Here is a 22,340-nt window from a genome sequence, read left to right on the forward strand (position 1 = left end):
CGCCCGGGTGAGGGGCGGGCGGGGGTGCGGGGGCCGGCGTCGTGGGGGTGCTCAGCCCTGCACCTCCTCGGACAGGGCGGTCCACTCCTTCAGGAGGTTCTCGCGCTGCTCGTCCACGCGGGCCGGATCCGGGGTGATCGGGTCCGCCACGAGCGGGGCGTGCTCGGCCCATTCCTGAGGCAGGGGGATGGTCTCGTCCACCGGGTACATGTACATGGCCTCGGGCAGTGCGGCCTGCACCTCCTCGGTGAGGAGGAAGTCGACGAACGCACGGGCGCCCTCGGGGTTCTGTGCGCCCTCGAGCACGCCGGCGTACTCCACCTGCGGGGTGCAGGAGTCCTCGATCACCGTGGTCTGGGGGGCGAAGGCGGGGGAGGAGACGTAGGAGAGCACGATCGGGAATGCGCCCCTGCCCTGCCCGCCGGAGAAGTCCACCTCGTAGGCGTCCGACCAGCCGGCCCCGACCTTGCCGCCGTTCTCCAGCAGCCCACGCCACCAGCCCTGCCAGCCGTCCTGGCCGTACTTCTGTGTGGTGGCCGCCAGCAGGGACATGCCCGGGGAGGAGGTCAGCGGGGAGGTGACCACGGTGAGCTCGGCGTAGGGGGGCTCGTCGAGCTGGTCGATGGAGGTGGGGGCGGGCACACCGTGGGCCTGGAACCAGGCCGGGTCCGTGGTGAAGCACACCTGCCCCTGGTCCACGGGGGTCATGCGGCCGTCCACCATGAGCTCCGCTGCGGAGGCCGGCAGGTTCTCCGGGGTGTGCTCGGCCACGGCGCCCTCACGCACGAGGCGGTGCGCGGAGTGGTCCTCCACGCCGTACACGCCGTCCACGGTGGGGGCGTCCTTGGCGAGCAGGATCTGGTTGACCACGGTGCCGGAGTCGCCGGGGGCGGTGGTGACGAGCCGGTACCCGGACTCGCGCTCGAACCTCTCGAGCAGCTCCGGGGGGAGGGTGAAGGAGTCGTGGGTCATGATCCGCACGGTGGAGGCCTCGCCGGCGGGTGCGCCGGAGGCTCCTGGGGCGGAGGGGGAATCGGTGCCGCCGGGGGCGGTGACCGAGCAGCCGGTCAGGGCGAGGGCGGCCGCGGACAACGCGACGAACGCGGCACGACGGCTGCGGCGGATGCGGGGGTGTGACATGGTGCTCCTCCAGCGTGGGCGGGAGGGGCCGGGACGCCTGCCGCGCCCGTCCGGGGCGGCACGCACCCCGGGGAGGTCTCGACTTCCTTCGCCGGTGTCAGCCGGAGCAGGTTCGAGGGTCTGCGGCGGGCCGCACTCTCAGCGCCGGTGGTGGCGCTCCCCTGTCGATGTGTGTGCTTCGGAGCATACCCCCTGCGCCGGGCCGGGGGGAGCGGTGGCCGCCGTAGACTTCCCCCGTGACCGCCGCCGTCCCTTCTCCGCCGCCGTCGGGTATGCCCGCCGAGCGCCCGGCCGCATCGCCCGCCGAGCGCCCGGCCGCTTCGCCCGCCGGGGGAAGCTCCACGCCCGCCCCCGCCTGGGATGCGAGCCGGCCGTACCGGAGTTGGCCGCGGATGCTGGTGATCGTGCTGACGTTCGCCGGGATCGTGGTGGTCGTCCAGTTCCTCCAGGGCATCGCGGCGATCATCGCCCCGGTGTTCCTCGGGCTGAACCTGGTGATCGTGGCCTACCCGCTGCAGGCCTGGCTTGTGCGCCGAGGTATCCACCCGGTGGTGGGTGCGGCCGTCACGGTGCTCGTGGTCAGTGGGGTGCTGGCCGTGTTCCTGGGGTTGATCCTGTGGTCCGGGCTGGAGCTGATCGGTGTGCTGCCGCACTACACGGGCCGGTTCCAGGAGATCGTGTGGCAGATGAGCGCCTGGCTGGAGACGGTCGGCGTCACCCCGGACATGGTCACCCAGCAGATCGCGGCCATCAACCCGCAGACCGTCACCGCGGCGGTGGTCTCGGCGATCACCACGATCCTCTCGAACCTGTATGCCGTGGTCGGCCTGCTGATCACGGTGGTGATGGGCATGTTCTTCCTGGCCATGGACTCCATGGCGATCGACCGGCGTGTGCGGCTGCTCAACACGGCCCGCCATGAGCTCGGCCAGGCCCTGCTGGACTTCGCCGGGGGTGTGCGCCGGTACTGGGTGGTGACCACCGTGTTCGGGCTGATCGTGGCGGTGCTGGACGTCGTCGCGCTGCTGGTGATCGGGGTGCCGCTGGCGTTCGTGTGGGGTGTGCTGTCCCTGCTGACCAACTACATCCCGAACATCGGGTTCATCATCGGCCTGATCCCGCCGGCCCTGCTGGGGCTTATGGAGGGAGGCTGGGGCTCGTTCTTCGCGGTGGTGGTGAGCTATTCGGTGCTGAACTTCGTGCTGCAGTCCATCATCCAGCCGAAGGTCGCCGGGGACGCGATCGGTGTGATCCCCACGGTCAGCTTCCTCTCCCTGCTGTTCTGGGCGTGGGCGCTCGGCCCGCTGGGGGCGATCCTGGCGTTGCCGTGCACGCTGCTGGTGAAGGCGGTGCTGATTGATGCGGACCCGGCCTCCCGGTGGGTCAACTCGCTGATCGCCTCGGACCTGAAGGGCATGGAGCGGCGGCAGTCCTCCCTGCTCGAGCGCCTGCGCGCGGTGCGCGGTCTCGGCGGGGAGGGGCACGACGACGGCGCCGCCCCGGCCTCCGGTGCCCCCGGAACGGACGCCCTGGGGGCCGGTGGCTCGAGCACCGATGTGTCGGACGGTGGTGCATCAGGTGCCGTTGGCTCGGGTGCCGATGGGAGCACTGGGGTGAGAGCTGAGCCCGGGCCCGGTCCCGAGCCTGCCCGCTGACCTGGTCGGCCCCGGGACGCGCCCTGCAGGTGTCGTCTCAGTCACAGATGCGGCACCATGGGGGAGTGAACAACAGACTGCTGATCATCGCGACACTCTCGTTGGCCGCCTTCGTCGTCGTGCTCGTCGCCGCGATCGGCGGCGGGGCCTGGTGGGTGCTGGCCGCCGTCGTGCTGGCCCTGCTGGTGGTGGCCGTGTGGGACATGACGCAGAAGCGCCATGCGATCCTGCGGAACTACCCGCTGCTCGGGCACATGCGCTACCTGCTGGAGTCCGTCCGGCCGGAGATCCAGCAGTACTTCATCGAGCGCAACTTCGACGGCAAGCCCTTCGACAGGGACACCCGGTCCATCGTGTACGCACGGGCCAAGGGCCAGGACTCGCACAAGGCGTTCGGCACCGAACGGGACACGGACCAGATCGGCTACGAGTACCTGCTGCACTCCTCGGCCCCGGTGAACCCCCCGGCAGACCCGCCCACGGTGCACATCGGCGGCCCGGACTGCACCCAGCCGGTGGACATCTCCCTGATGAACATCTCCTCGATGTCCTTCGGCTCGCTCTCCGCCAACGCGGTGCTCGCCATGAACAAGGGCGCCGGCATGGGCGGGTTCATCCACGAGACCGGCGAGGGCGGGCTCACCAAGTACCACCGCGGCAATGGTGCGGAGCTGTTCTGGGAGATCGGCTCCGGGTACTTCGGCTGCCGGGACGAGCAGGGCCGGTTCAGTGAGGAGCGCTTCGCGGAGAAGGCCGTGCTGCCGGAGGTGCGGGGCATCACCGTGAAGCTCTCCCAGGGCGCCAAGCCCGGCCTGGGCGGCATGCTCCCGAAGGAGAAGATCTCGAAGGAGATCGCCGAGGCCCGTGAGATCCCCATGGACCAGGACTGCCTCTCCCCGGCCTCGCACTCGGCGTTCCGCACCCCGCGGGAGATGGTGCGGTTCGTGGGCCGGCTGCGGGAGCTCTCCGGCGGCAAGCCGATCGGCATCAAGTTCTGTGTGGGTTCCCGCGTGGACGTGCTGGCCATGTGCAAAGCCATGTGGGAGGAGCGGACCGCCCCGGACTACATCATCGTGGACGGTTCGGAGGGTGGCACCGGTGCAGCCCCGCTGGAGTATTCGGACCATGTGGGCACCCCGCTGACCGAGGGACTGATGATCGTGCACAATGCGCTGGTCGGCAGCGGCCTGCGCCACATGATCAAGCTTGGGGCGGCCGGGAAGGTGGCCACGGGCTCGGACATCGTCAAGCGCCTGGTCCAGGGGGCGGACTTCACCATGTCCGCGCGCGCCATGATGATGGCCACCGGCTGCATCCAGGCGCAGAAGTGCCACACCAACGAGTGCCCGGTGGGTGTGGCCACCCAGGACCCGCGCCTGCAGCGTGCCCTGGACGTGCCGGACAAGGCGAACCGCGTGTTCAACTACCACCGCCTGACGGTGCGTGAGGCCGTGCAGATCATGGCGTCCATGGGCGTCACGGACCCGGCCCAGCTGAACACCCGGATGTTGCGGCGCCGGGTGGATCACCTGAGCACCCGCTCCTACGCGTCCATCTATCACTGGCTGCGCCAGGATGAGTTGCTCAATGATCCGCCGCCCGGCTGGGATGCGGACTGGCAGGAGGCGGACGCCGACCACTTCGGTGAGCATGCCCGCATCGACTACCTGCACGACCGCGACCCGGACTGGCAGTCGGAGCTGAGGGTCCCGGAGCGCACCGCCGCGGCACCGGCGCACACTTCGCCGCTGCCGCAGGTGGGCGGGGCCGGGTCCACCCGTGCCTCGGCGCGGCCTGTCGCCACGGACACCTCCCCGATCCCGGTGGTCGACGGTGCCGTGCGCCCCGCCCGGCAGGACGGCGAGGAGCGAGCCTCGGGCGGCACCACGGATCCGGTCACGGACGAGCCGCGCGGGGAGGGCAGGGTGCTCTGAGCCCGGCCCGGGGTCCGTTGCGGGCGCCTGCCGCCAGCGCCTGCCCCTAGGGCCCGTTGCCAGGGACGACGACGGCCCCCGCGCTCCGAGCGGAGCGGCGGGGGCCGTCGTGATGGTCCAGGGTCAGGCCCCGGAGGGGATCAGCGGGTGCTGATCAGAGCTTGGTGACGTCAGCGGCCTGCAGGCCCTTGGGGCCCTGCTGGGTCTCGAACTCGACGCGGTCGTTCTCCTGGAGCTCCTTGTAGCCGGAGCCCTGGATGGCGGAGAAGTGGACGAACACGTCCGCAGAGCCATCCTCGGGGGCGATGAAGCCGAAGCCCTTCTCAGAGTTGAACCACTTAACGGTACCGACAGCCATGATGGTGTCCTTTCGATGTGCCCCGAACGGGGCGGTTGGGCCGGAAGCGGATCTGCCTCCGGATGAAGCGGCGAGACTGAACCGCTTGCCCAACGCTCATCGGGCCCGAGCTGGGCCTGACCTGCGATGAAGAGTGCGATGTACAGCTGAAACAACTTCAGGTTCCATCATCGCACACTTCTCGGCCGCTGCCTACCATCGACGAGCGGGCCGGGGTCCCGGGGGTGGGCGCGGCCTCGTTGGAGGCTCTCGCGGCGGCCCCCTGTGTGCACGCTCTGCCCGGGCGCTCCCCTGTCACATGGAAGTCACACTGTGCGGGTCGGGGCCCGGGGTGCGATGATCCCGTCAAATCAACGGGGGGGGGGGTAGAGGCCGCCTGCAGGCTTCGGCATCACCTCCTCCTTCGCCCCTCAAGGACTCCGTCCCACAAGGAGAAGCCATGGCCGTCGAGCGCCGTCCCCTCCGTCAGACCGCCCTGGGCGGCGCCGCCCTCGCCCTCGCTCTGGGCCTGACCGCCTGCGGTGCCGACGTCGGCGCACCCGCCGCCGCGCCGACGTCGTCCCCCTCCTCCGCCTCCACCACGACGCCGGCCCCGTCGCCGTCCGAGGGGGAGGGCACCGAGTCCCCCGTCACCGGCGGCGCGCCGACGCCCCCGGAGTCCGTGGTGGCCGAGGGCGGGACCACCTTCGCGGACTTCGTGGCCGAGCACCCGCACTCGCCGCTCTTCGACCGGGACGAGGGGGACATCCTCCAGGAGAAGCTGGGCACGGGGGAGGTCTCCCTGACGGTGGACGCGCAGAAGGGGGCCCGCTACGCAGTCCTCCTCCTGTGCCCGTCGGACGCCTCCGGCAAGACGGACGTCTACCTCTCGGACGGGCCCGGCGAGGCGAAGGTGTGGATGGCCGGGTCCGAGGCCCTGTGCGGTGACTGGTCCGCGGAGCTCCCCCCGGCCGCCGCAACCGGCCCCCAGACCATCACCGTCACCGTGGACAACGACCGCCCCTTCCGTGCGGTCCTGATCTCCAAGGTCCAGTGATCGCGGCCTCCCTGCCGGGCCGCCGCTCCCGCCGCTGGCCCGCCCCGGCCGCCGTCCGGGTGCTGCGCCTCGTGGCCGGTGCCCTCGCCCTCGCCCTCGTGCTCGGGATGCTCATGCAGGCCCAGGCGGCGCAGCGGCTCAAGGACCTTGTGGACCGCACCTGGCGCGGCTCTTACGACCTGATCGTGTCCGCGCCGGGGGCCGCCCCGAGCGCCGAGGACCTGCGCGCGCCCCTGGACACGGCGGCGTGGACCAGCGCCGCCGACCGCCTCACGTCGGAGGACCTCGAGACCGTCCGCGGTGTGGAGGGCGTGGAGATCGCCGCCCCGCTGGGGGACCTGGCCATGACGTCCGTGTCCAACAAGGACGCCCTCTACATCGCCTACCCCGCGGACGGCAGCGTCCAGGGCCCGCACGCCTACGACGTGGATGTGCGGGTCACCACGGACGACGGTCTCGGTGAGCGGCCCGTGCTCGGCATGGAGGCCAGCGTGGTCGGCGACTTCTCGGACGAGCAGAGCATCCCGGACGTCCGGCCGTTCGTGGAGGACACGTCCGTCTGCGTCCCCGCGCCCCCGGAACCGGGCCCGTGCACCGACGTGGAGATGCCGACCCTGGCCGTGGGCCCCCGGGGTGAGAGCCCCGTCGGCACATGGAACGAGCTGCCGGCCGGCAAGTACTGGGCCGCACCGCTGGCCCCGCCGGATCCACAGGGCAACCGGATCGTGGTGGTGGACGCCGCCGCGGAGGCGCAGCTGCTGGCCCTGAGCGGCCGGGAGCAGACCGCCGCCGCGTACCGCGCTCTGGCTCAGTCGGCGCCGTCCGGCACCCTTCAGGAGGTCATCGGCCGCCTGGACGGCCTGACCACCCCCGAGGCCCAGGCGCTGCAGGAGGCCGAGGACCGGCTGTCGGCGTCCCTCGAGGACCTCGTCCTGCAGACCGGGAGGACGCCGGAGAGCATCACCGTGGTGCCGCTGCTGGCCACCGCCGTCGGCTCCGCCCCGCTGCGTCTGGACCTCACCACACACGAGTACCGAGAGCCGGTGACCCGGATTCTTCCGATCGACGCCGTCGATCCCTCGCTTCCGTCACAGGTGGAGCAGCAGTCGTGGATGCCCAAGCCGCGCTGGCAGCTCCCTGCCGGCGGCACGCAGGAGCAGGGCGTCACGGCGTCCATGGACGTCTCCGCGCAGCTCGGCGGACTCGGGCTGACGACCACCGTGGTCCCCCTGCCGGGCCCGGCCGTGGACACGGACCCCCTGCAGGACCTCACCGGCCCGCGCATGCATCTGGCGCAGGAGGTGGCCACCCTCAGCCGCGGCGACGCCGTGACCGCAGGAGGCACGCTCACCGAGGCCGCCACCGTGGAGACCGCCTCCGGCACCCTGCCCGGCGGCACCTCGACTCCGCCCGAGCGGGTGATCCCCGGCTCCACCGCCCAGGAGTCCGCGTATTACGCTGTGACCGAGGACCGGCGGCGTTTCGGCTCGGGGGACGCGCCCCTGCTGGTCAGCGTGGGCACCCTCACCCCGGAGCCGGACGCCGCCCTCGCGGGGATCGCGCCGCTGCTCACGGATGTCGAGCTGCCCACCACCCTGGTGGCGGCCCCCGACGGCACCCCGCAGGACGTGCGGCTGCGCCCCGCCTCCACCGGCTTCGGCCTCGCCAATCAGATGCCCGCCGCCTATGTGGACGCCGCCTCGGCGGAGGCCCTCGGCCTCGATGCCCCCTTCAGCACCGTGCGGGTGCGGGTGGCCGGCGTGGGGGAGGACCTCACCCCGGAGAACCTCGCGACCATCGACGCCGTGGCCGAACGGCTGCGCCGGGAGGGCTTCGCCGTCACCCCCGTGGTCGCCTCCAGCCTGTCCCCGCGGCAGATGCAGGTGGTCTCCTACCGCTTCCCCGACGGCGGCGACCCCGCCCCGCTCGGCACCGTCGAGCAGCTCGGCCCCGAGCTGGGCGCCGCGCAGAGGGTCTCCGCCGCCGTCGGCGGCTCGGGCCTGGCCACCACCATGACGGTCGTGGCCACCCTCGGCACCCTGGCCGGCTTCTGCCTGGCCGCCGCCGTCGCCCCCCGCCGCCGGCGGGCCGCCCTGCTCTCTCTGCAGGGCTGGAGCTCGTCGACGACGGCGGGGCGCCACCTCCGCGAGGACGCCCCCACTCTGGCCCTGCTGCTGGGTGCCGCCGCGGGGATCGGCGTGGTGGCGCTGCAGCCCGGCCAGGCCGGCGTCCACCCGGGCCTGCTGGGGCTCGGCGCGGCGGTGACCCTCGCGCTCGCCGCCGCCACCGTGGCGGCGGACCTCGTCTCCGCCCGCCCGGCCCGCGGCCGGACCCGCCCGGTGCGGGAGCCGCGGACGGTGCGCGCCGCCGTCGGGCTGCTGCCGTTGACCGCCCGGTGGACCGCCCGCAGCCTGCCGAGGCTCGTGATGGACGCCGCCTGCCGCGGCGCCGCCGCCCTGGGTGTGGCCCTGCTGGTGGGTGTGGTGCTCAACGCCCGCCGGCAGGCCGGGGCGTCCCTGCTCGCGGAGGAGGCCGTCGCGCAGGACACCGCGTTCCAGCTCGGGATCGGTGCCCTGGCCGTGGCCGCGGGGATCACCCTGCTGATCCAGCTGCACCGGGTGGAGGGGCCCGCCGTGCAGGCCGAGGCGGCGCTGCTCGTGCAGCAGGGCTTCACCCGGGGCCGCGTCCTCCTCCGGCACCTCGTGCCGGTGCTGGCGTCCGCCGCCGCCGGAGCCGCGGTGGTCGCCGTCGTCCTCGTCCTCGGGGTGGCGGCCGCCGACGTGCCGCCGGCCCTGGCGGCCGCGGCCGCCATGCTGTGCCTCACGGTCCTGACGACCGTGGCCATCCGGCGGTCCCAGATCGCCCGAGTCTGGAGAGAGGGGCCGCTGACATGAGCGCCACCGCCGAAGAGACCACCCCTGCACAGGCCCCCGTGCTCGCCCTCCGCGGCGTGCAGGTGGGCTACCGGGACGCCGACGGCGGCACCCGGGTCCTCGTGCCCGGCCTCGACCTCGAGCTCCACGCGGGCGAGGTGGTCGGGCTGTGGGGCCGCTCCGGCACCGGCAAGTCCTCCCTGATCCGGCACATCGCGGGCCTGACCGCGCCGATGGGCGGGAGCATCGTGTTCCACGGCGCCGACGGCACCCTGGACGGGGAGGTCAGCGGCTTCGCCGAGGCCGACCTGGCCCGCTACCGGCGGGAGCACCTGGGCTACGTGGACCAGTCCTGCGAGCTGATCGGTGAGCTCAGCGTCCTGGACAACGCGACCGTCGCCCTGCACGGCGGCCCCCGGAGGCCGGGCCGTCCGGCCGCGGACCGGCGCGCCGAGCAGGCCGCCCTCGAGGCCCGCACCGTGGAGCTGCTCGACAGGCTCGGCCTGGGGCACCGGCTCGGCGCCCCCGCCTCCCGGCTCTCCGGAGGCGAGGCCCAGCGGGTGGCCCTCGCCCGCGCCCTGGCCAAGCGGCCGCGGCTGATCGTGGCGGACGAGCCCACCGGCCACCTCGACGGCACGACCGCCCGCGAGGTCATCGCCGTGCTGCGCGAGCACGCCGACGCCGGGGCCGCCGTCCTCGTGGCCAGCCACGACCCCCTCGTCCATGCCGCCGTGGACCGCGCCGTCCGCGTCGGCGAGGACTGAACGGGGCTCCGCGGGGCGTCGTCGGGGCGTCAGCGTCGGTCGAGCCCTCGCAGGGCGTCGAGGGCCCGGCGGTCCTTCTTGGTGGGGCGGCCGGCGCCGCGCTCGCGCACCGGCACCGCGAGCAGCTCGCGGGGCACCGGCGGCGGGGAGTGGTCCAGGTAGTTCTTCGCCGCCTCGGGCGCGCCCACCCGCTTGCTGATCAGGCCGGTGACCTCGAGGATGCGCTCGCGGTGGTCCTTGCGCAGGCGGATGCGGTCCCCGACCGCCAGCGTGTGGGCGGCCTTGACCGGCTCGTCGTTCACGCGCACATGCCCGCCGCGCACGGCCGCCGTCGCCGCCGACCGTGTCTTGTACATCCGGATCGCCCAGAGCCAGGCGTCCACCCGCACCGCACTCACGCCCGTCCCTCGTCCCCCGGCCCGTCCCCCAGCGCCGCGGCGACATTCCAGCCGGTCAGCACTGCTGGAATGTCGCCGCGGCGCTGGGAAACGAGGGGAGTGCCCGGACCGCCCGGAGTGCTCGGAACACTCGGCACACCCGGGAGGTCCGCTGCAGCCCCGTCGCCGCCGCCCACGCGCATCGCGCCCACGCCGCCGTCCCCGGCTCAGTCCGCCCGGAGACGGATGGACACCGCGTGCGCGGGCAGCCGCTCGTCCGTGGCCAGCGCCTGGATGCCCTCGGACACCCCGGCCAGGCCGGCGGCCTCATACCGGATCACCTGCTGCAGCTTCAGGAACGTCACCGTGCTCAGGCCCGAGGAGAACCGGGCCGTCCCGGAGGTCGGCAGCACGTGATTGGACCCGGCCGAGTAGTCGCCCAGCGGCACCGGCGAGTGGGAGCCCACGAACACCGCCCCGGCGTGCCGCACCCGCGCGGCCAGCGCCTGCGCGTCACGGGTCTGGATCTCCAGGTGCTCGGTGGCGTAGAGGTCGGACACCTCCACGGCCTGGTCCATGTCCCGCACCAGCAGCACACCGGACTGCGGGCCGGTCAGCGCCACCCGGATCTGCTCCTCGTGCAGCTGCCCGGGCACCTGCCGCTCCACCTCGGCCTGCACGTCCCGCACCAGGTCCTCGGAGTCCGTGATCAGCACCGATGCCGCCAGCGGGTCGTGCTCGGACTGGCTGATCAGGTCCGAGGCCACCCAGTCCGCACGGGCGGTGCCGTCGGCGATCACGGCGATCTCGCTCGGCCCGGCCTCGGCGTCCACCCCGACCACACCCTGCAGGGCACGCTTGGCGGCGGCCACGTACACGTTGCCCGGCCCCGTGATCATCTGCACCGGCGCGCACAGCCAGCCCTCGCCGTCGTCCTCGCGCACGCCCAGGGCGAGCATCGCGATGGCCTGGGCGCCGCCGGCGGCGTACACCTCGTCCACGCCGAGCAGGGCGCACGCGGCGAGCACGGTGGGGTGCGGCAGGCCGCCGTGGTCCTTCTGCGGGGGCGTGGCGACGACGAGCGAGTCCACCCCCGCCGCCTGGGCCGGCACCACGTTCATCACCACGGAGGAGGGGTACACGGCGCGCCCACCGGGCACGTACAGGCCCACCCGGTCCACGGGCACCCAGCGGTTCTCGACGACGGCCCCCTCGCCCAGCTCCACCGTGGAGCCGGAGGGGATCTGCGCGGCATGCACCGTCCGGGCCCGGCGGATGGACTCCTCGAGGGCGGCCCGCACGGCAGGGTCCAGGGCATCCAGGGCCTGCTGCAGGGCCTCGGCCGGCACGCGCAGGCTCGGGGGGCGGACGCCGTCGAAGCGCTCGCTGAGCTCCAGCAGGGCCTGCTGGCCGCCGTCGCGGACCTGCTCGATGATCGGGGCGACGGTCGGCACCATGGAGGCGACATCCACCTCCGCCCGCGGGATGATGCGGGACAGGTCGGCGGCCGCGGTGTCCACGGAGCGCAGGTCGGTCACGGTGAGCATCGGGGGTCCTCCCGGGGTCGGCGGGTGCGGCGCCGGAGGGACGCCGCAGTCAGGCTCCATTGTGCTCCGTCCTGGGCGACGTCCGGGCGCCGGTGTCAGACTGAGGTCATGCCACTGTTCGTCCCCGCCGTCCCCGCTCCTCCGCAGATCGTGCTCACCGGTGAGGTGGTGCCCCCGTCCGTCGGGGAGGACGTGCAGCAGGGCGCCGACGCCACCGCGGCCGCGCTCGGTGTGGAGTGGGGCACGGTGACGGCGGTGCTCGGGGCCTTCCTGGCTGGTGGGGCCATCACGTTCGTGCTGTTCCTGGCCGTGCGGGCCGCCCTGTTCCGGAAGCCGGGGCTCCGGGCCGCTGCGGCGAAGGTCTCCACCCCGGTGGTGGTGTTCGTCGGCCTGCTGTTCTCCCGGGTGGCGCTCACTGTGATGGCGCAGGGCCAGTCCTGGTACGGCTGGGCTTCGTTCCTGGTGCTCGTGGCGGTGGCGGCGTCCGCGGCCTGGGCGGCGCTGCGGATCGTGGGGACGGTCGAGGACGGCATCCTCGGCCGCTACCACCAGCCGGGGGTGAATGACCGCCGTGCACGCAAGATCCGCACCCAGACCATCCTGCTGCGGCGGGTGCTCAACGCGGTGATCGTCGCGGTGGCCCTGTCTGCGGTGCTGCTGACCATCCCGGAGGTGCGTTCACTCGGTGCCGGTCTGCTGGCCTCGGCCGGTCTGATCTCGGTGGTGGCCGGCCTGGCGGTGCAGTCCACCCTGACCAACGTGTTCGCCGGCTTCCAGCTGGCCTTCACGGACTCGATCCGGGTGGGGGACGTGGTGGACATGCAGGGTGTGTTCGGCACGGTGGAGGAGATCACCCTCTCCAACGTGGTGGTGAAGGTGTGGGACGGTCGGCGCATGGTGTACCCGTCCTCGTTCTTCACCAGTCAGCCCTTCGAGAACTGGACGCGCACGGGGGCGGCGGTGTCCGGCGTCGTGATGATGGATGTGGACTGGCGGGTGCCGATGGACGCCCTGCGGGACCGGCTGACTGAGCTGCTGGAGTCCACGGAGCTCTGGGACGGCAAGGAGAACGCCATGCAGGTGATCGACGCGGTCGGCGGCATGGTGCGGATCCGTGCCGTGGTCTCCGCGCGGAACTCCGGGGATCTGTGGGATCTGCGCTGCCTGGTGCGGGAGGACCTTGTGGGCTTCCTGCGTGCCGAGTACCCGGAGGGCATCTATACGCAGCGGTTCGTGGAGCCTCCTATGGGCCATGCGGCCGTGCCCGACGCCGGCCCCGCACCGTCGGCGCCCTCCGCGCCGGGGGGTGGGGATCCGGCGGCGTCCGGGGCCGGTGTGGTGCCGGGGGGATCGGCCCGGGGCGGGAAGGAGCCGCCGCCGCGCACCTGGCCGCTGCCCATCATCCCCGTGGACCCGGGGGCGGAGGCGGGCGCGGGGACCCGGCCCCGCACAGGGTCGGTGCCGCTGGCACGGGCGGGGGGCAACGCCTCCCTGTACACCGGGTCCATCACCGCCGTGCAGCGGAACCAGGAGATGGCCGGGCCCGGTGAGGAGGCCTACGCCGAGCGCCGTGCCCGGCAGGCTGAGCGGGAGCGTCAGGAGACCGGGGAGCAGGAGCGCATCGACGCGGTGGCCTCCGGGCAGGGCTCCCATGACATCCGGCGTCGCCCGGACGGCGAGTACGCCGAGCTCAGCCCCTCGGAGGAGGGCGACGGGCCCGGCGACGGCGGTGGGGACGGGGATTCCGGTGGCCGCTGAGCCGGCGCCGCACGGAACCGGGGGCTGAGAGGCGGGGGAAGTCCGCTTCCTGAGACCGGTGACGACGCCCCGGCCGCGAGTTCGTCTCACCCTGTGACATGGGCGAACAAAGGCTGGACACGGCCCGGGAGGGTGTGCGTACTGTGGAGTCACTTGCCGTCGACGGGTCAGCCCCTGCTGGGATGAGCCCCCCGCCTGACGCCGTCCTCTGTGCAGTGAAGGAACCTCCCCATGAACCTCTCCCGCCCGTCTTCGACCAACGCCCCGGCCGCCGTCAGCCGCCGCACCGTCACCCAGGGCCTGGCATGGTCCGTGCCTGTGGTCGCTGGGGTGGCCGCCGCTCCCGCATTCGCGGTGAGCCTCACCCCCGCGGGTGTGGGTGCCGAGTACGGCCTGTTCGTCACCACCGGCATGAACGGCGGCACGTTGGGCTACAACGGCACGGACAATACCGGCACCATCCACCCCACCTCGCCCTCCGCGTACTTTGCGGCCGTGAAGGCCGGGAACAACCCCGAGGCCGACATCAACTGGAACGATGCGTCCCAGTGCCACACGCACGGGGATCTCTTCCGGAACGGTGAGGGCTCCTTCACTCCGGTGACCAACTCGGCCTCGGGCTCCAACGGCGCCTACGCCAGCTCGTCGGGCTTCTGGTGGTCTGTGCCCACCACTAGTCAGTACACGGGCACCGGCTATGTGGCCGGTTCCACCGCCACGCTGCAGAGCGGGGCGACGTTCACCACGGACGTCGAGATCATCCTGCCGGCCAGTGCCTCCTGGACGGCCAACAACATCCGTATCGCCGGTCAGGGCTGGACCAAGGCCCTCTCCGGCACCCGCACCACGGTCCAACGCTCCACGACCCATCTGGCCAACCAGGTGGTGGCGGGCTCGTGGTCCATCACGGCGCCGACCATCACCACCCAGGCGGACGGCTCCCTCAAAGTGACCGGCACGATCACCTACCGGACCACCGTCGCCTACAAGGTGACCCAGAGCGGCACGATCTACTACGGCCAGACCGAGATCATGCCAGCCGCCATCCAGGTGGTCCCGAACTACGGCTGGACCTCCTTCACGCTGACCTCGTACGTCCAGTCCGCGACGATCGCCTACACCCGTCAGCCGGCGGGCATGGCCTCCTCCACCACGCTGACCAACCAGCTCATCACCAGCTCCACGATCTACAACCGGGCCTGCTGAGCAGCCCGTCCGCCTGGGTCTGAGCCCCCGACGCCCCCGCTCCGCTCACGGCCCGCTCCGCTGCTGGCCGGCTCAGCGCCGCAAGTGTGCCAGGTGTGCGGCGAGGACCTGCTCGGCCACCTGGGCCATGCGTCCGTCCAGTCCGGGGTAGATCCGTGGTGCCAGCTCGGCGGCGGTGATCCGGTCCGCCTCGTCCTCGTCGAGGTCGTCCAGGGCTCGCTCGATCTGCGCCAGCCTGCCCTCCCGGTGGTCCGTGTATTCCCGGGCCACCACGTCCAGCCGGGGGAGTACGGGCCCGTGGGCGGGCAGCACGGTCAGCGGGCCGGCCTCCTCCAGGCGCTCCAGGGTGGCCAGGTAGTCGGTGAGGGTGCCGTCCGGGAAGTCGAGCATCGTGGTGCCGCTGCCCAGGATGGTGTCCCCGGTGAGTGCGGCACCGTGGGGGCCGGTGCCGGGCAGGGCGAAGCAGAACGAGTCCGAGGTGTGCCCGGGGGTGTGCCAGGCCTCGATCCGCACCCCGCCGGCGTCGATCAGCTCCCCGTCCTCCAGGGCGGGGGCGTGGCGGCAGAGGGCGGGCAGTCCGGCGCGCACGGGTGCACCCGTGGCGGCGGCGAAGGCCTCCACCGCTCCGGTGTGGTCGGCGTGCCGGTGGGTCAGCAGGATCAGCCCCACGGGCCGGCCCCCTGCGGCGGCGAGCACCCGGGCCAGGTGGGCCTCGGCGTCCTCTGCGGGTCCGGGGTCCACCACCACGACGCCGGCCGCGTCCTCAGCGGCCAGCACGTAGGTGTTCGTGCCGGCGAGGGTCATGGGGGAGGGGTTGTGCGCGGTCACGCAGCGCACGGACGGGGCGGGGGTGGGCCCTGGGGTCTGCACGGCGGCGGTCATACGCTTCAGTGTATGGAGAACACCACGAGCACCCAGGCCGACCCGTCCGCCGACTCTGGGACGCAGGCCCCCTCCGGCGGGTCCTACATCGAGGCCGGCGGCTACGAGCGGGACACCAACTACATCACGGACCGGATCGTCGCGGACCCGGAGGCGGTGCGTGCGCTGCCCGCCGAGGAGTACTCGCGCGTCGGCCGCGTGGGCGGCGGACTCACCGAGGGAGCAGAGGTGTGGCCGGTGGAGGCCGGCCGCTACCGGCTCGTGGCCGCGCGGGCTTGTCCGTGGGCGAACCGGACGATCATCGTGCGGCGCCTGCTGGGCCTGGAGGACGTGATCTCGGTGGGCATGCCCGGCCCCGTCCACGACGAGCGCTCCTGGACCTTCGACCTCGACGAGGGCGGCCGGGACCCGGTGCTCGGCACCGAGCGGCTGCAGGAGAACTACTTCGCCCGGTTCCCGGACTATCCGCGCGGGATCACGGTGCCGGCGATCGTGGATGTGCCCAGCGGCGGCGTCGTGACCAACGACTACCCGCAGATCACCCTGGACTTCTCCACCGAGTGGACTGCCCACCACCGCGAGGGTGCCCCGCAGCTGATCCCCGACGCCGGGCCGGAGCGCGACGAGATGTTCGAGGTGATCGATCGTGTGTTCACTGAGGTGAACAACGGCGTGTACCGGTGCGGATTCGCGGGCGAGCAGGAGTCCTATGACGAGGCCTACGGGCGGCTCTGGGCCGCGATGGACTGGCTCGAGGAGCGCCTGACCACGCGCCGGTTCCTCATGGGCGACCGCATTACCGAGGCGGATGTGCGTCTGTTCACCACGCTCGCCCGGTTCGACGCCGTCTACCACGGGCACTTCAAGTGCAACCGGAACAAGCTGACCGAGATGCCGGCCCTGTGGGGCTACGCCCGGGACCTGTTCCAGACGCCGGGCTTCGGGGACACGATCGACTTCGTGCAGATCAAGCACCACTACTACGAGGTGCACCGGGACGTGAACCCCACCGGGATCGTCCCGCAGGGCCCGGACCTGTCCGGCTGGCTCACGGCGCACCACCGGGACCAGCTCGGGGATGGGTGCCCCTTCGGTGAGGGCACCGCTCCCGGCCCGGTGCGTGAGGGGGAGCGCGTGGATCCGGAGCACACGCCGCTGCGCTGAACCGCTGCCGCCGGGCTCAGTCCCAGAGGCCGTGCCCTTGGGACCAGTGCTGCAGGGTGACGGTGTGGATGGTGCGCAGGTGGTCCTGCATGGCCGCATGGGTGGCCTCGGGGTTCCCGGCGGCGACGGCGTCCAGGATCTGGGCGTGCTCGCGCAGCTCCACTTCGGTCTCCATGTGGGCGTTGAGCTCGCCGAGCACGTGGTGGGCGCGGGCGGTCTCGTCGAAGCAGTGTTCGAGGGAGGCTGCCAGGCGCGTGTTGCGCCCCAGCTGGGTGAGGGCGCGGTGCAGGCCGGCGGCGTGCTGCATGCGCTCGATGGGGTCGGGGGTGCGGCGCTGGGCCTCGAGGAGTTCGTGCAGGCGGGCCAGGTCGGTGGCGGAGGCGTGCCGGGCGGCCTCGGCGGCGGCGTGGGGTTCGAGCAGCATCCGCAGGTCCAGCACCTCGGCCAGGTCCTGGGGGGTCATGGTGGCCACGAGGTAGCCCTTCTTGGGCAGGACGGTCACGAGGCGCTCGGCGGCGAGCACGTGCAGGGCCTCCCGCACGGGTGTCTTGGAGGTGGCGAAGCGTTCGGCCAGCTGCGGCTCCACGAGCACCTCGCCGGGAGCGATCCGCCCGGTGAGGATGAGCTCGCGCAGCTCTGTGAGCACACGGCGTCCGCGCGGTGTCCGTTTCTGCTGCCCCTCGGCCATGTTGTGGACTCTACACCGCGATGATAGAAAGATATTTCATGGACACCACTCGCCCCCTCCGTGCCGACTCCCCGGCAGGGAACACCCCCGCACCGGGCCCCGACGCCGCCGCGGGGGAGACCCACATGACCCCCGGGGCACGCCGCGCCCTCACCGCCGCCGTCACCGGCACCCTCATCGAGTGGTACGACTACGCCCTCTACGGGGCCGCCGCCGGGCTCGTGATCGGCCCGCTCTTCTTCGCCGACGCCGACGCCGGCACCTCCCTGGCCGCGTTCGCCACCTTCGCCGTCGGTTTCGTGGCGCGCCCCCTCGGCGGGGCGCTCATCGGGCACCTGGGCGACCGCCACGGCCGCCGCCCCGCGATGCTCCTGACCATCCTGCTGATGGGCGTGGCCACCGTGGGCATCGGCCTGCTGCCCACCACCGCCGCCATCGGTGTGCTCGCACCGGTGCTGCTGGTCCTGCTGCGTCTGCTGCAGGGGATGGGCGCCGGCGCCGAGCTCGCCGGCGCCATGACGCTCGTGGCCGAGTTCGCCCCGCCCTCCCGCCGCGGCCTCTACACCTCCCTCGTGCTCTCCACCCCGCCGGCCGGCATCGCGCTGGCCACCGCAGCCTTCCTCGGGGTGGCCTCCCTGGGGGACGAGGCCCTGCTGGCCGGGGCCTGGCGGTGGCCGTTCCTGGCCTCCGCGGTGCTGTTCGTGCTGGCCTGGTTCATCCGCCGCCGCCTGGATGAGACCCCCGAGTACCGGGCCGCCCAGGAGCGTGCTGCCGCCCGTGGTGAGCGCGAGCGCACCCCGGCGATGCAGCTGCTGCGCACCCGCCGCTCCGCGCTCGCGGTGGCCTTCCTCTCGATCACCGGCCACAACGCCCTGAACTACACGATGGCCGTCTTCGCCCTGTCCTTCCTCACCTCCGAGGCCGTGGGGCTGAGCCGACCGGAGGCCCTGGCCGCCGTCACGCTCGGTTCCCTGGCCGGCGTCGTGGCCACCCCGCTGGGCGGGTGGGCGGCGGACCGCTTCGACCCCGGCACCGTCGTCGCCCTGGGCTCCCTGCTGGGTGCCGGCTACGTGTTCGCCCTGTTCACCGGCCTGTCCTCGGGCTCTGCGCTGACCGCGGGCCTGGTGATCGCCGGCGGCTACGCATGCGTGATCTCCCTGACCTCCGGGGCGCAGGGTGCGTTCCTGGCTGGCCTGTTCCCACCTCGGCAGCGTTTCTCCGGCATCGGGATCGCCCGCGAGGCCAATGGTGCGCTCGTCGCCGGGTTCACCCCGATGGCGGCCGCCTGGCTGGTCTCCCAGGCCGGGGGAGCGTGGTGGCCGGCCGCCGCCTTCGTCTCGGTGTGCTGCCTCAGCTCGGCCCTGGCCGTCTTCCTCTGGCGGCGCACCCATCCCCGTGCGGAGCACTGACCGCCCCGCCCCGCGCAGCGCACTGACTGCCCCGCCTGCCACTGTCCACCCGACTCTCCGAAGGAGCCCCTCCCCATGCTCTCCCTGCCCCGCTCCGCCCGGCTGACCCGCCTGCGCCGCCAGCTGCCCGACGTCGCCGAGCTCGCCCCGCTGCTGAAGCTCTCCGCCCCCGCCGTGGGCCGGCGTGCCCGCCTCGCCAGGGCGGCCGACGTCGCCGATCTGCGTGCGATCGCCCGCCGCCGCACACCCACCCCCGCGTTCGACTACGTGGACGGCGCCGCCAAGCGGGAGATCACCGCCCGCCGGGCGCGTGAGGTGTTCGACTCCGTCGAGCTGCTGCCGCGCATCCTGCACGGGGTGGCCGAGCCGGACCTGTCCGTGGAGATCGCCGGGGCGCACTCGGCGCTGCCGTTCGGGATCGCCCCCACCGGGTTCACCCGGTTCATGCACTCTGAGGGTGAGGACGCCGGCGCGGCGGCCGCGGCGGCTGCGGGCATCCCCTTCACGCTCTCCACCATGGGCACCCGCTCCATCGAGGAGACCGCGGCGGCCTCCGGCGAGGGTGACCGTTGGTTCCAGCTCTACCTGTGGCGGGATCGCGACCGGGCCCGGGACCTGATCGACCGTGCCGCTGCCGCCGGGTACGGGGCCCTGGTGGTCACGGTGGACACGCCCGTGGCCGGTCAGCGGCTGCGCGATGTCCGCAACGGCATGACCATCCCGCCCCGCCTGACCCTGCGGACCCTCGCGGACGCCTCCTACCGGCCCGAGTGGTGGTGGAACTTCCTGACCACGGACCCGCTCACCTTCGCCTCCCTCTCGGACTCCTCGGGGGACCTGCCCACCATCGTCAACGGGATGTTCGACCCCACCCTGAGCATCCGGGACCTCGAGTGGATCCGCTCCGTGTGGCCGGGCCAGCTGCTCGTCAAGGGCATCTTGACCCGCGAGGACACCCGCCGGGCGCTGGATGCCGGGGCGGACGGGCTCGTGGTGTCCAACCACGGCGGCCGCCAGCTGGACCGGGCCCCGGTCTCCCTGCAGGCCCTTCCGGAGGTTCGTGCGGAGGCCGGGCCGGAGGTGCCGATCATCCTGGACTCGGGGATCACCACCGGTGAGGACATCGTGGCGGCGCTCGCGCTGGGGGCGGACTTCACGCTGATCGGTCGCGCCTACCTGTATGGGCTCATGGCTGGCGGGCAGGAGGGGGTGCGCCGGGTCATCGAGCTGCTCGCCCAGGAGGTGCGGGTGGCGATGTCCCTCATGGGGGCGGCGACGACGGCGGACCTCACCCCGGAGAGCGTGCGCGCACCCTGGCTGCGGGGCTGAGCGCCTGAGTGGCCTGCGCCACTCAGGTGCGCCTCACCTGCGTGGCGGGATGTGCGGGGGAGGGTCACGATGGGTGCTATGTCGCACACCTCTGCACCTGTTGATCCTTCCGGGCCTCACCCCGGCGGTCCCGATGAGCCCCACGATCAGGGCGGCCTCCACGCCCGCCTCAACTGGCTGCGCGCCGGCGTCCTCGGCGCCAACGACGGCATCGTCTCCGTGGCCGCCACCGTGGTCGGCGTGGCCGGGGCCACCACCGCCGTCACCCCCGTGCTGCTGGCCGGCGCCGCCGCCGTCGTGGGCGGTGCCGTGTCCATGGCTCTGGGTGAATACGTCTCCGTGTCCTCCTCCTCCGACTCCCAGCGCGCCTTGATCGCCAAGGAGCGCCGTGAGCTCCAGGAGGACCCCGAGGGTGAGCTCGAGGAGCTCGTGCAGCTCTACGAGGCCGACGGCCTCTCCCGGGGGACCGCGGAGACGGTCGCCCGCGAGCTGACCTCCCGCGACGCCCTCGCCGCCCATCTGCGCATGGAGCTCGGCATGGCCGAGGAGGACGTCGTCAGCCCGTGGGCGGCGGCTGGGGCGTCCTTCCTGGCGTTCTTGGTGGGCGCGCTGCTGCCGTTCCTGACCATCGTGCTGGTGCCGGTGGACGTGCGGGTGCCGGCCACGTTCGCCGTCACCCTCCTCGCCCTGGCCTGCACCGGGTATGTGGGAGCCCGGCTGGGAGACGCCCCGCCTGCCCGTGCGACGGTGCGCGTGGTGGTCGGCGGCGGCCTCGCCCTGGCCCTCACCTTCGCGGTGGGCGCCCTGCTCGGCACCTCCGTGGCCTGAGCGAAACCCCTGCCCGGACCCTCGGCGGGCTGAGCGCGCACCGACGAGGGCATGCCCGGTGTCACATCGCCGTCATATGGCGAGGGTGGCGCGCCGCTGCGCTCGTGAATCCCCGGCTGACCTGCCACGATGTCCTGCATGAATCATCGCGGACAAGGAACAGGGGGCCGGGGCGAGACCGCAGGTGGCGCCGAGGGTCCGCATCTCATCCGCCCGTGCCCGGAGGCGCCCCTCCCGGAGGAGCAGCGTCTGGCGTGGGCGGCGATGGTGCAGACCGCGCTGGCCGTGACGGCGCATCTCGAGACCGATCTGCACCGCAGCGCCGGCCTCACCCCCTTCGAGTTCCACCTCCTCGCGGTCCTGGGGTGTCAGGGGCCGGACCTGCCGATGAGCGCGGCCGCCCACTACGTGGACTCCTCGCTCTCGCGTCTGTCCCACGTGGTGCGGCGGCTCGAGGAGCGGGGGTGGGTCACGCGCCGCACCTCCCCGGAGGACGCGCGGGTGTCCCTGGTGACGGTCACCCCGGTGGGGATGGAGCGCCTGGAGAACGCGCGCGGCCCGTACCGGCGGATCACCCGGGAGGTGTTCCTGGACGCCTTCACTGCTGAGGAGCTGGAGCAGTACACCCGGCTCACCCTGCGCCTGCTGGCCGGGCTGCGTGAGGGGCACTGGCTTCTCAACGAGGAGCGCTGGCCCCAGGAGGCGCGCGAGGAGGTGGCTGTGGACGGCTCCGTGGGGGACTCGTCCGGCGGCCCCGGGGGTGCGTCCGAGTCCGACGACTGACGGCCGCCCCGGGTCGGCGGGTTTGATCGGCGGGGCGCACTCGCGTACCATGGAACGGCGCACGCGTGCTGTTCCCAGGTGCCGTCGGCGATTCGTCGAGGGCCCGGGTCGGAAAGGCAGCGCGCTCCCGCAGACCGGATCCCGACGTCCTGACAGGGCGTCGGGGCTCACCGTCCACACCAGCGATCTGAAGGCACTTCGGTTGGCTCTCACCCAGCCTGGTTCACCTTTTCGAGAAGTCGCAGTAAGAGTGCGGTGTCCACACCCGGGGCGGGGCTCACAGGCCGTCGGAGGTCACGTTCTCGTGTCCGTCGGGGGCCGCATTGCGGGTTCCGCCCGTCCTTTTACTACTACTTGCCACGAGGAGTGATCATGGCAGCACATTGCCAGGTGACCGGGGCTGGGCCGGGGTTCGGCCACAGCATCTCCCACTCGCACCGCCGCACCAAGCGCCGGTTCGATCCCAACATCCAGAAGAAGACCTACTGGGTGCCGTCCCTGCGCCGCAACGTCACGCTGACGCTGTCCGCCAAGGGGATCAAGACCATCGACGTGCGCGGGATCGACGCCGTCGTCGCCGAGCTCATCGCGAAGGGAGTGAAGCTCTGA

19 protein-coding genes and 1 riboswitch are annotated in these 22,340 nt (G+C 72.8%); of the genes, 13 read left to right on the plus strand and 6 right to left on the minus strand.

The features are described 5' to 3' along the window. Nucleotides 1–51: 51 nt before the first annotated feature. Nucleotides 52–1,140, minus strand: a complete 1,089-nt coding sequence (locus tag SPI96_RS03100) for a thiamine ABC transporter substrate binding subunit (protein ID WP_321080905.1) — start codon at nucleotides 1,138–1,140, stop codon at nucleotides 52–54. Nucleotides 1,141–1,206: 66 nt separating this feature from the next. Then, a riboswitch (TPP riboswitch) is annotated at nucleotides 1,207–1,313 on the minus strand. Nucleotides 1,314–1,376: 63 nt separating this feature from the next. On the opposite strand from SPI96_RS03100, the gene SPI96_RS03105 reads away from it, so the two are divergent. Further along, nucleotides 1,377–2,795 (plus strand): AI-2E family transporter, encoded by a 1,419-nt coding sequence (locus SPI96_RS03105; RefSeq protein ID WP_321080906.1) that lies wholly within the window; start codon nucleotides 1,377–1,379, stop codon nucleotides 2,793–2,795. A gap of 47 nt (nucleotides 2,796–2,842) precedes the next feature. Beyond that, nucleotides 2,843–4,729, plus strand: a complete 1,887-nt coding sequence (locus SPI96_RS03110; RefSeq protein ID WP_321080951.1) for an FMN-binding glutamate synthase family protein — start codon at nucleotides 2,843–2,845, stop codon at nucleotides 4,727–4,729. A gap of 154 nt (nucleotides 4,730–4,883) precedes the next feature. On the opposite strand, the gene SPI96_RS03115 is transcribed toward SPI96_RS03110, so the two are convergent. Next, a complete protein-coding gene (locus SPI96_RS03115; protein ID WP_321080907.1) occupies nucleotides 4,884–5,087 on the minus strand; it encodes a cold-shock protein in 204 nt (67 codons plus the stop codon). 439 nt (nucleotides 5,088–5,526) lie between these two features. Between SPI96_RS03115 and SPI96_RS03120 the strand changes: the two genes are divergently transcribed. Genes SPI96_RS03120 through SPI96_RS03130 form a run of 3 tightly spaced genes read left to right on the plus strand, consistent with a single transcriptional unit; the run spans nucleotide 5,527 to nucleotide 9,760 of the window. Then, complete coding sequence (locus tag SPI96_RS03120; protein ID WP_321080908.1) at nucleotides 5,527–6,123, plus strand: hypothetical protein; 597 nt, start codon at nucleotides 5,527–5,529, stop codon at nucleotides 6,121–6,123. Continuing rightward, on the plus strand, nucleotides 6,120–9,017 hold the full coding sequence (locus tag SPI96_RS03125) for a hypothetical protein (RefSeq protein ID WP_321080909.1): 2,898 nt from the start codon (nucleotides 6,120–6,122) through the stop codon (nucleotides 9,015–9,017). The genes SPI96_RS03120 and SPI96_RS03125 overlap by 4 nt, the downstream gene beginning before the upstream one ends. Further along, on the plus strand, nucleotides 9,014–9,760 hold the full coding sequence (locus SPI96_RS03130) for an ABC transporter ATP-binding protein (RefSeq protein WP_321080910.1): 747 nt from the start codon (nucleotides 9,014–9,016) through the stop codon (nucleotides 9,758–9,760). Before SPI96_RS03125 ends, SPI96_RS03130 begins: the two co-directional genes overlap by 4 nt. A gap of 29 nt (nucleotides 9,761–9,789) precedes the next feature. Here the strand turns inward: SPI96_RS03130 and SPI96_RS03135 are convergent, their stop codons facing one another. Then, a complete protein-coding gene (locus SPI96_RS03135; protein ID WP_321080911.1) occupies nucleotides 9,790–10,158 on the minus strand; it encodes an RNA-binding S4 domain-containing protein in 369 nt (122 codons plus the stop codon). A gap of 206 nt (nucleotides 10,159–10,364) precedes the next feature. Next, complete coding sequence (hisD, locus tag SPI96_RS03140; protein ID WP_321080912.1) at nucleotides 10,365–11,684, minus strand: histidinol dehydrogenase; 1,320 nt, start codon at nucleotides 11,682–11,684, stop codon at nucleotides 10,365–10,367. Between the two features lie 108 nt (nucleotides 11,685–11,792). Here hisD and SPI96_RS03145 point away from each other — a divergent pair, with 108 nt between their 5' ends. Next, entirely contained in the window at nucleotides 11,793–13,442 is a 1,650-nt protein-coding gene (locus SPI96_RS03145; protein ID WP_321080913.1) for a mechanosensitive ion channel family protein, read from the plus strand. Nucleotides 13,443–13,673: 231 nt separating this feature from the next. Then, a complete protein-coding gene (locus tag SPI96_RS03150; RefSeq protein ID WP_321080914.1) occupies nucleotides 13,674–14,648 on the plus strand; it encodes an amino acid oxidase in 975 nt (324 codons plus the stop codon). 72 nt (nucleotides 14,649–14,720) lie between these two features. Here the strand turns inward: SPI96_RS03150 and SPI96_RS03155 are convergent, their stop codons facing one another. Then, nucleotides 14,721–15,530, minus strand: a complete 810-nt coding sequence (locus SPI96_RS03155; protein WP_321080915.1) for an MBL fold metallo-hydrolase — start codon at nucleotides 15,528–15,530, stop codon at nucleotides 14,721–14,723. A 12-nt stretch (nucleotides 15,531–15,542) separates the two neighbouring features. Here SPI96_RS03155 and SPI96_RS03160 point away from each other — a divergent pair, with 12 nt between their 5' ends. Further along, nucleotides 15,543–16,694, plus strand: a complete 1,152-nt coding sequence (locus SPI96_RS03160) for a glutathione S-transferase family protein (protein WP_321080916.1) — start codon at nucleotides 15,543–15,545, stop codon at nucleotides 16,692–16,694. A 16-nt stretch (nucleotides 16,695–16,710) separates the two neighbouring features. Here the strand turns inward: SPI96_RS03160 and SPI96_RS03165 are convergent, their stop codons facing one another. Continuing rightward, the gene (locus SPI96_RS03165; protein WP_321080917.1) at nucleotides 16,711–17,382 is read right to left on the minus strand and encodes a GntR family transcriptional regulator; all 672 of its coding nucleotides are present in this window, start codon (nucleotides 17,380–17,382) and stop codon (nucleotides 16,711–16,713) included. 38 nt (nucleotides 17,383–17,420) lie between these two features. Between SPI96_RS03165 and SPI96_RS03170 the strand changes: the two genes are divergently transcribed. From SPI96_RS03170 to rpmB, 5 genes are all read left to right on the plus strand, one after another. Continuing rightward, entirely contained in the window at nucleotides 17,421–18,791 is a 1,371-nt protein-coding gene (locus SPI96_RS03170) for an MFS transporter (RefSeq protein WP_321080918.1), read from the plus strand. Between the two features lie 75 nt (nucleotides 18,792–18,866). Further along, complete coding sequence (locus SPI96_RS03175) at nucleotides 18,867–20,120, plus strand: alpha-hydroxy acid oxidase (protein ID WP_321080919.1); 1,254 nt, start codon at nucleotides 18,867–18,869, stop codon at nucleotides 20,118–20,120. Nucleotides 20,121–20,198: 78 nt separating this feature from the next. Further along, entirely contained in the window at nucleotides 20,199–20,948 is a 750-nt protein-coding gene (locus SPI96_RS03180; protein WP_321080920.1) for a VIT family protein, read from the plus strand. Between the two features lie 264 nt (nucleotides 20,949–21,212). Continuing rightward, complete coding sequence (locus SPI96_RS03185; RefSeq protein WP_321080921.1) at nucleotides 21,213–21,731, plus strand: MarR family winged helix-turn-helix transcriptional regulator; 519 nt, start codon at nucleotides 21,213–21,215, stop codon at nucleotides 21,729–21,731. A 372-nt stretch (nucleotides 21,732–22,103) separates the two neighbouring features. Then, complete coding sequence (gene rpmB, locus SPI96_RS03190; RefSeq protein ID WP_321080922.1) at nucleotides 22,104–22,340, plus strand: 50S ribosomal protein L28; 237 nt, start codon at nucleotides 22,104–22,106, stop codon at nucleotides 22,338–22,340.

The organism is Micrococcus sp. (genome assembly GCF_034179925.1).
Classification (GTDB): domain Bacteria; phylum Actinomycetota; class Actinomycetes; order Actinomycetales; family Micrococcaceae; genus Micrococcus.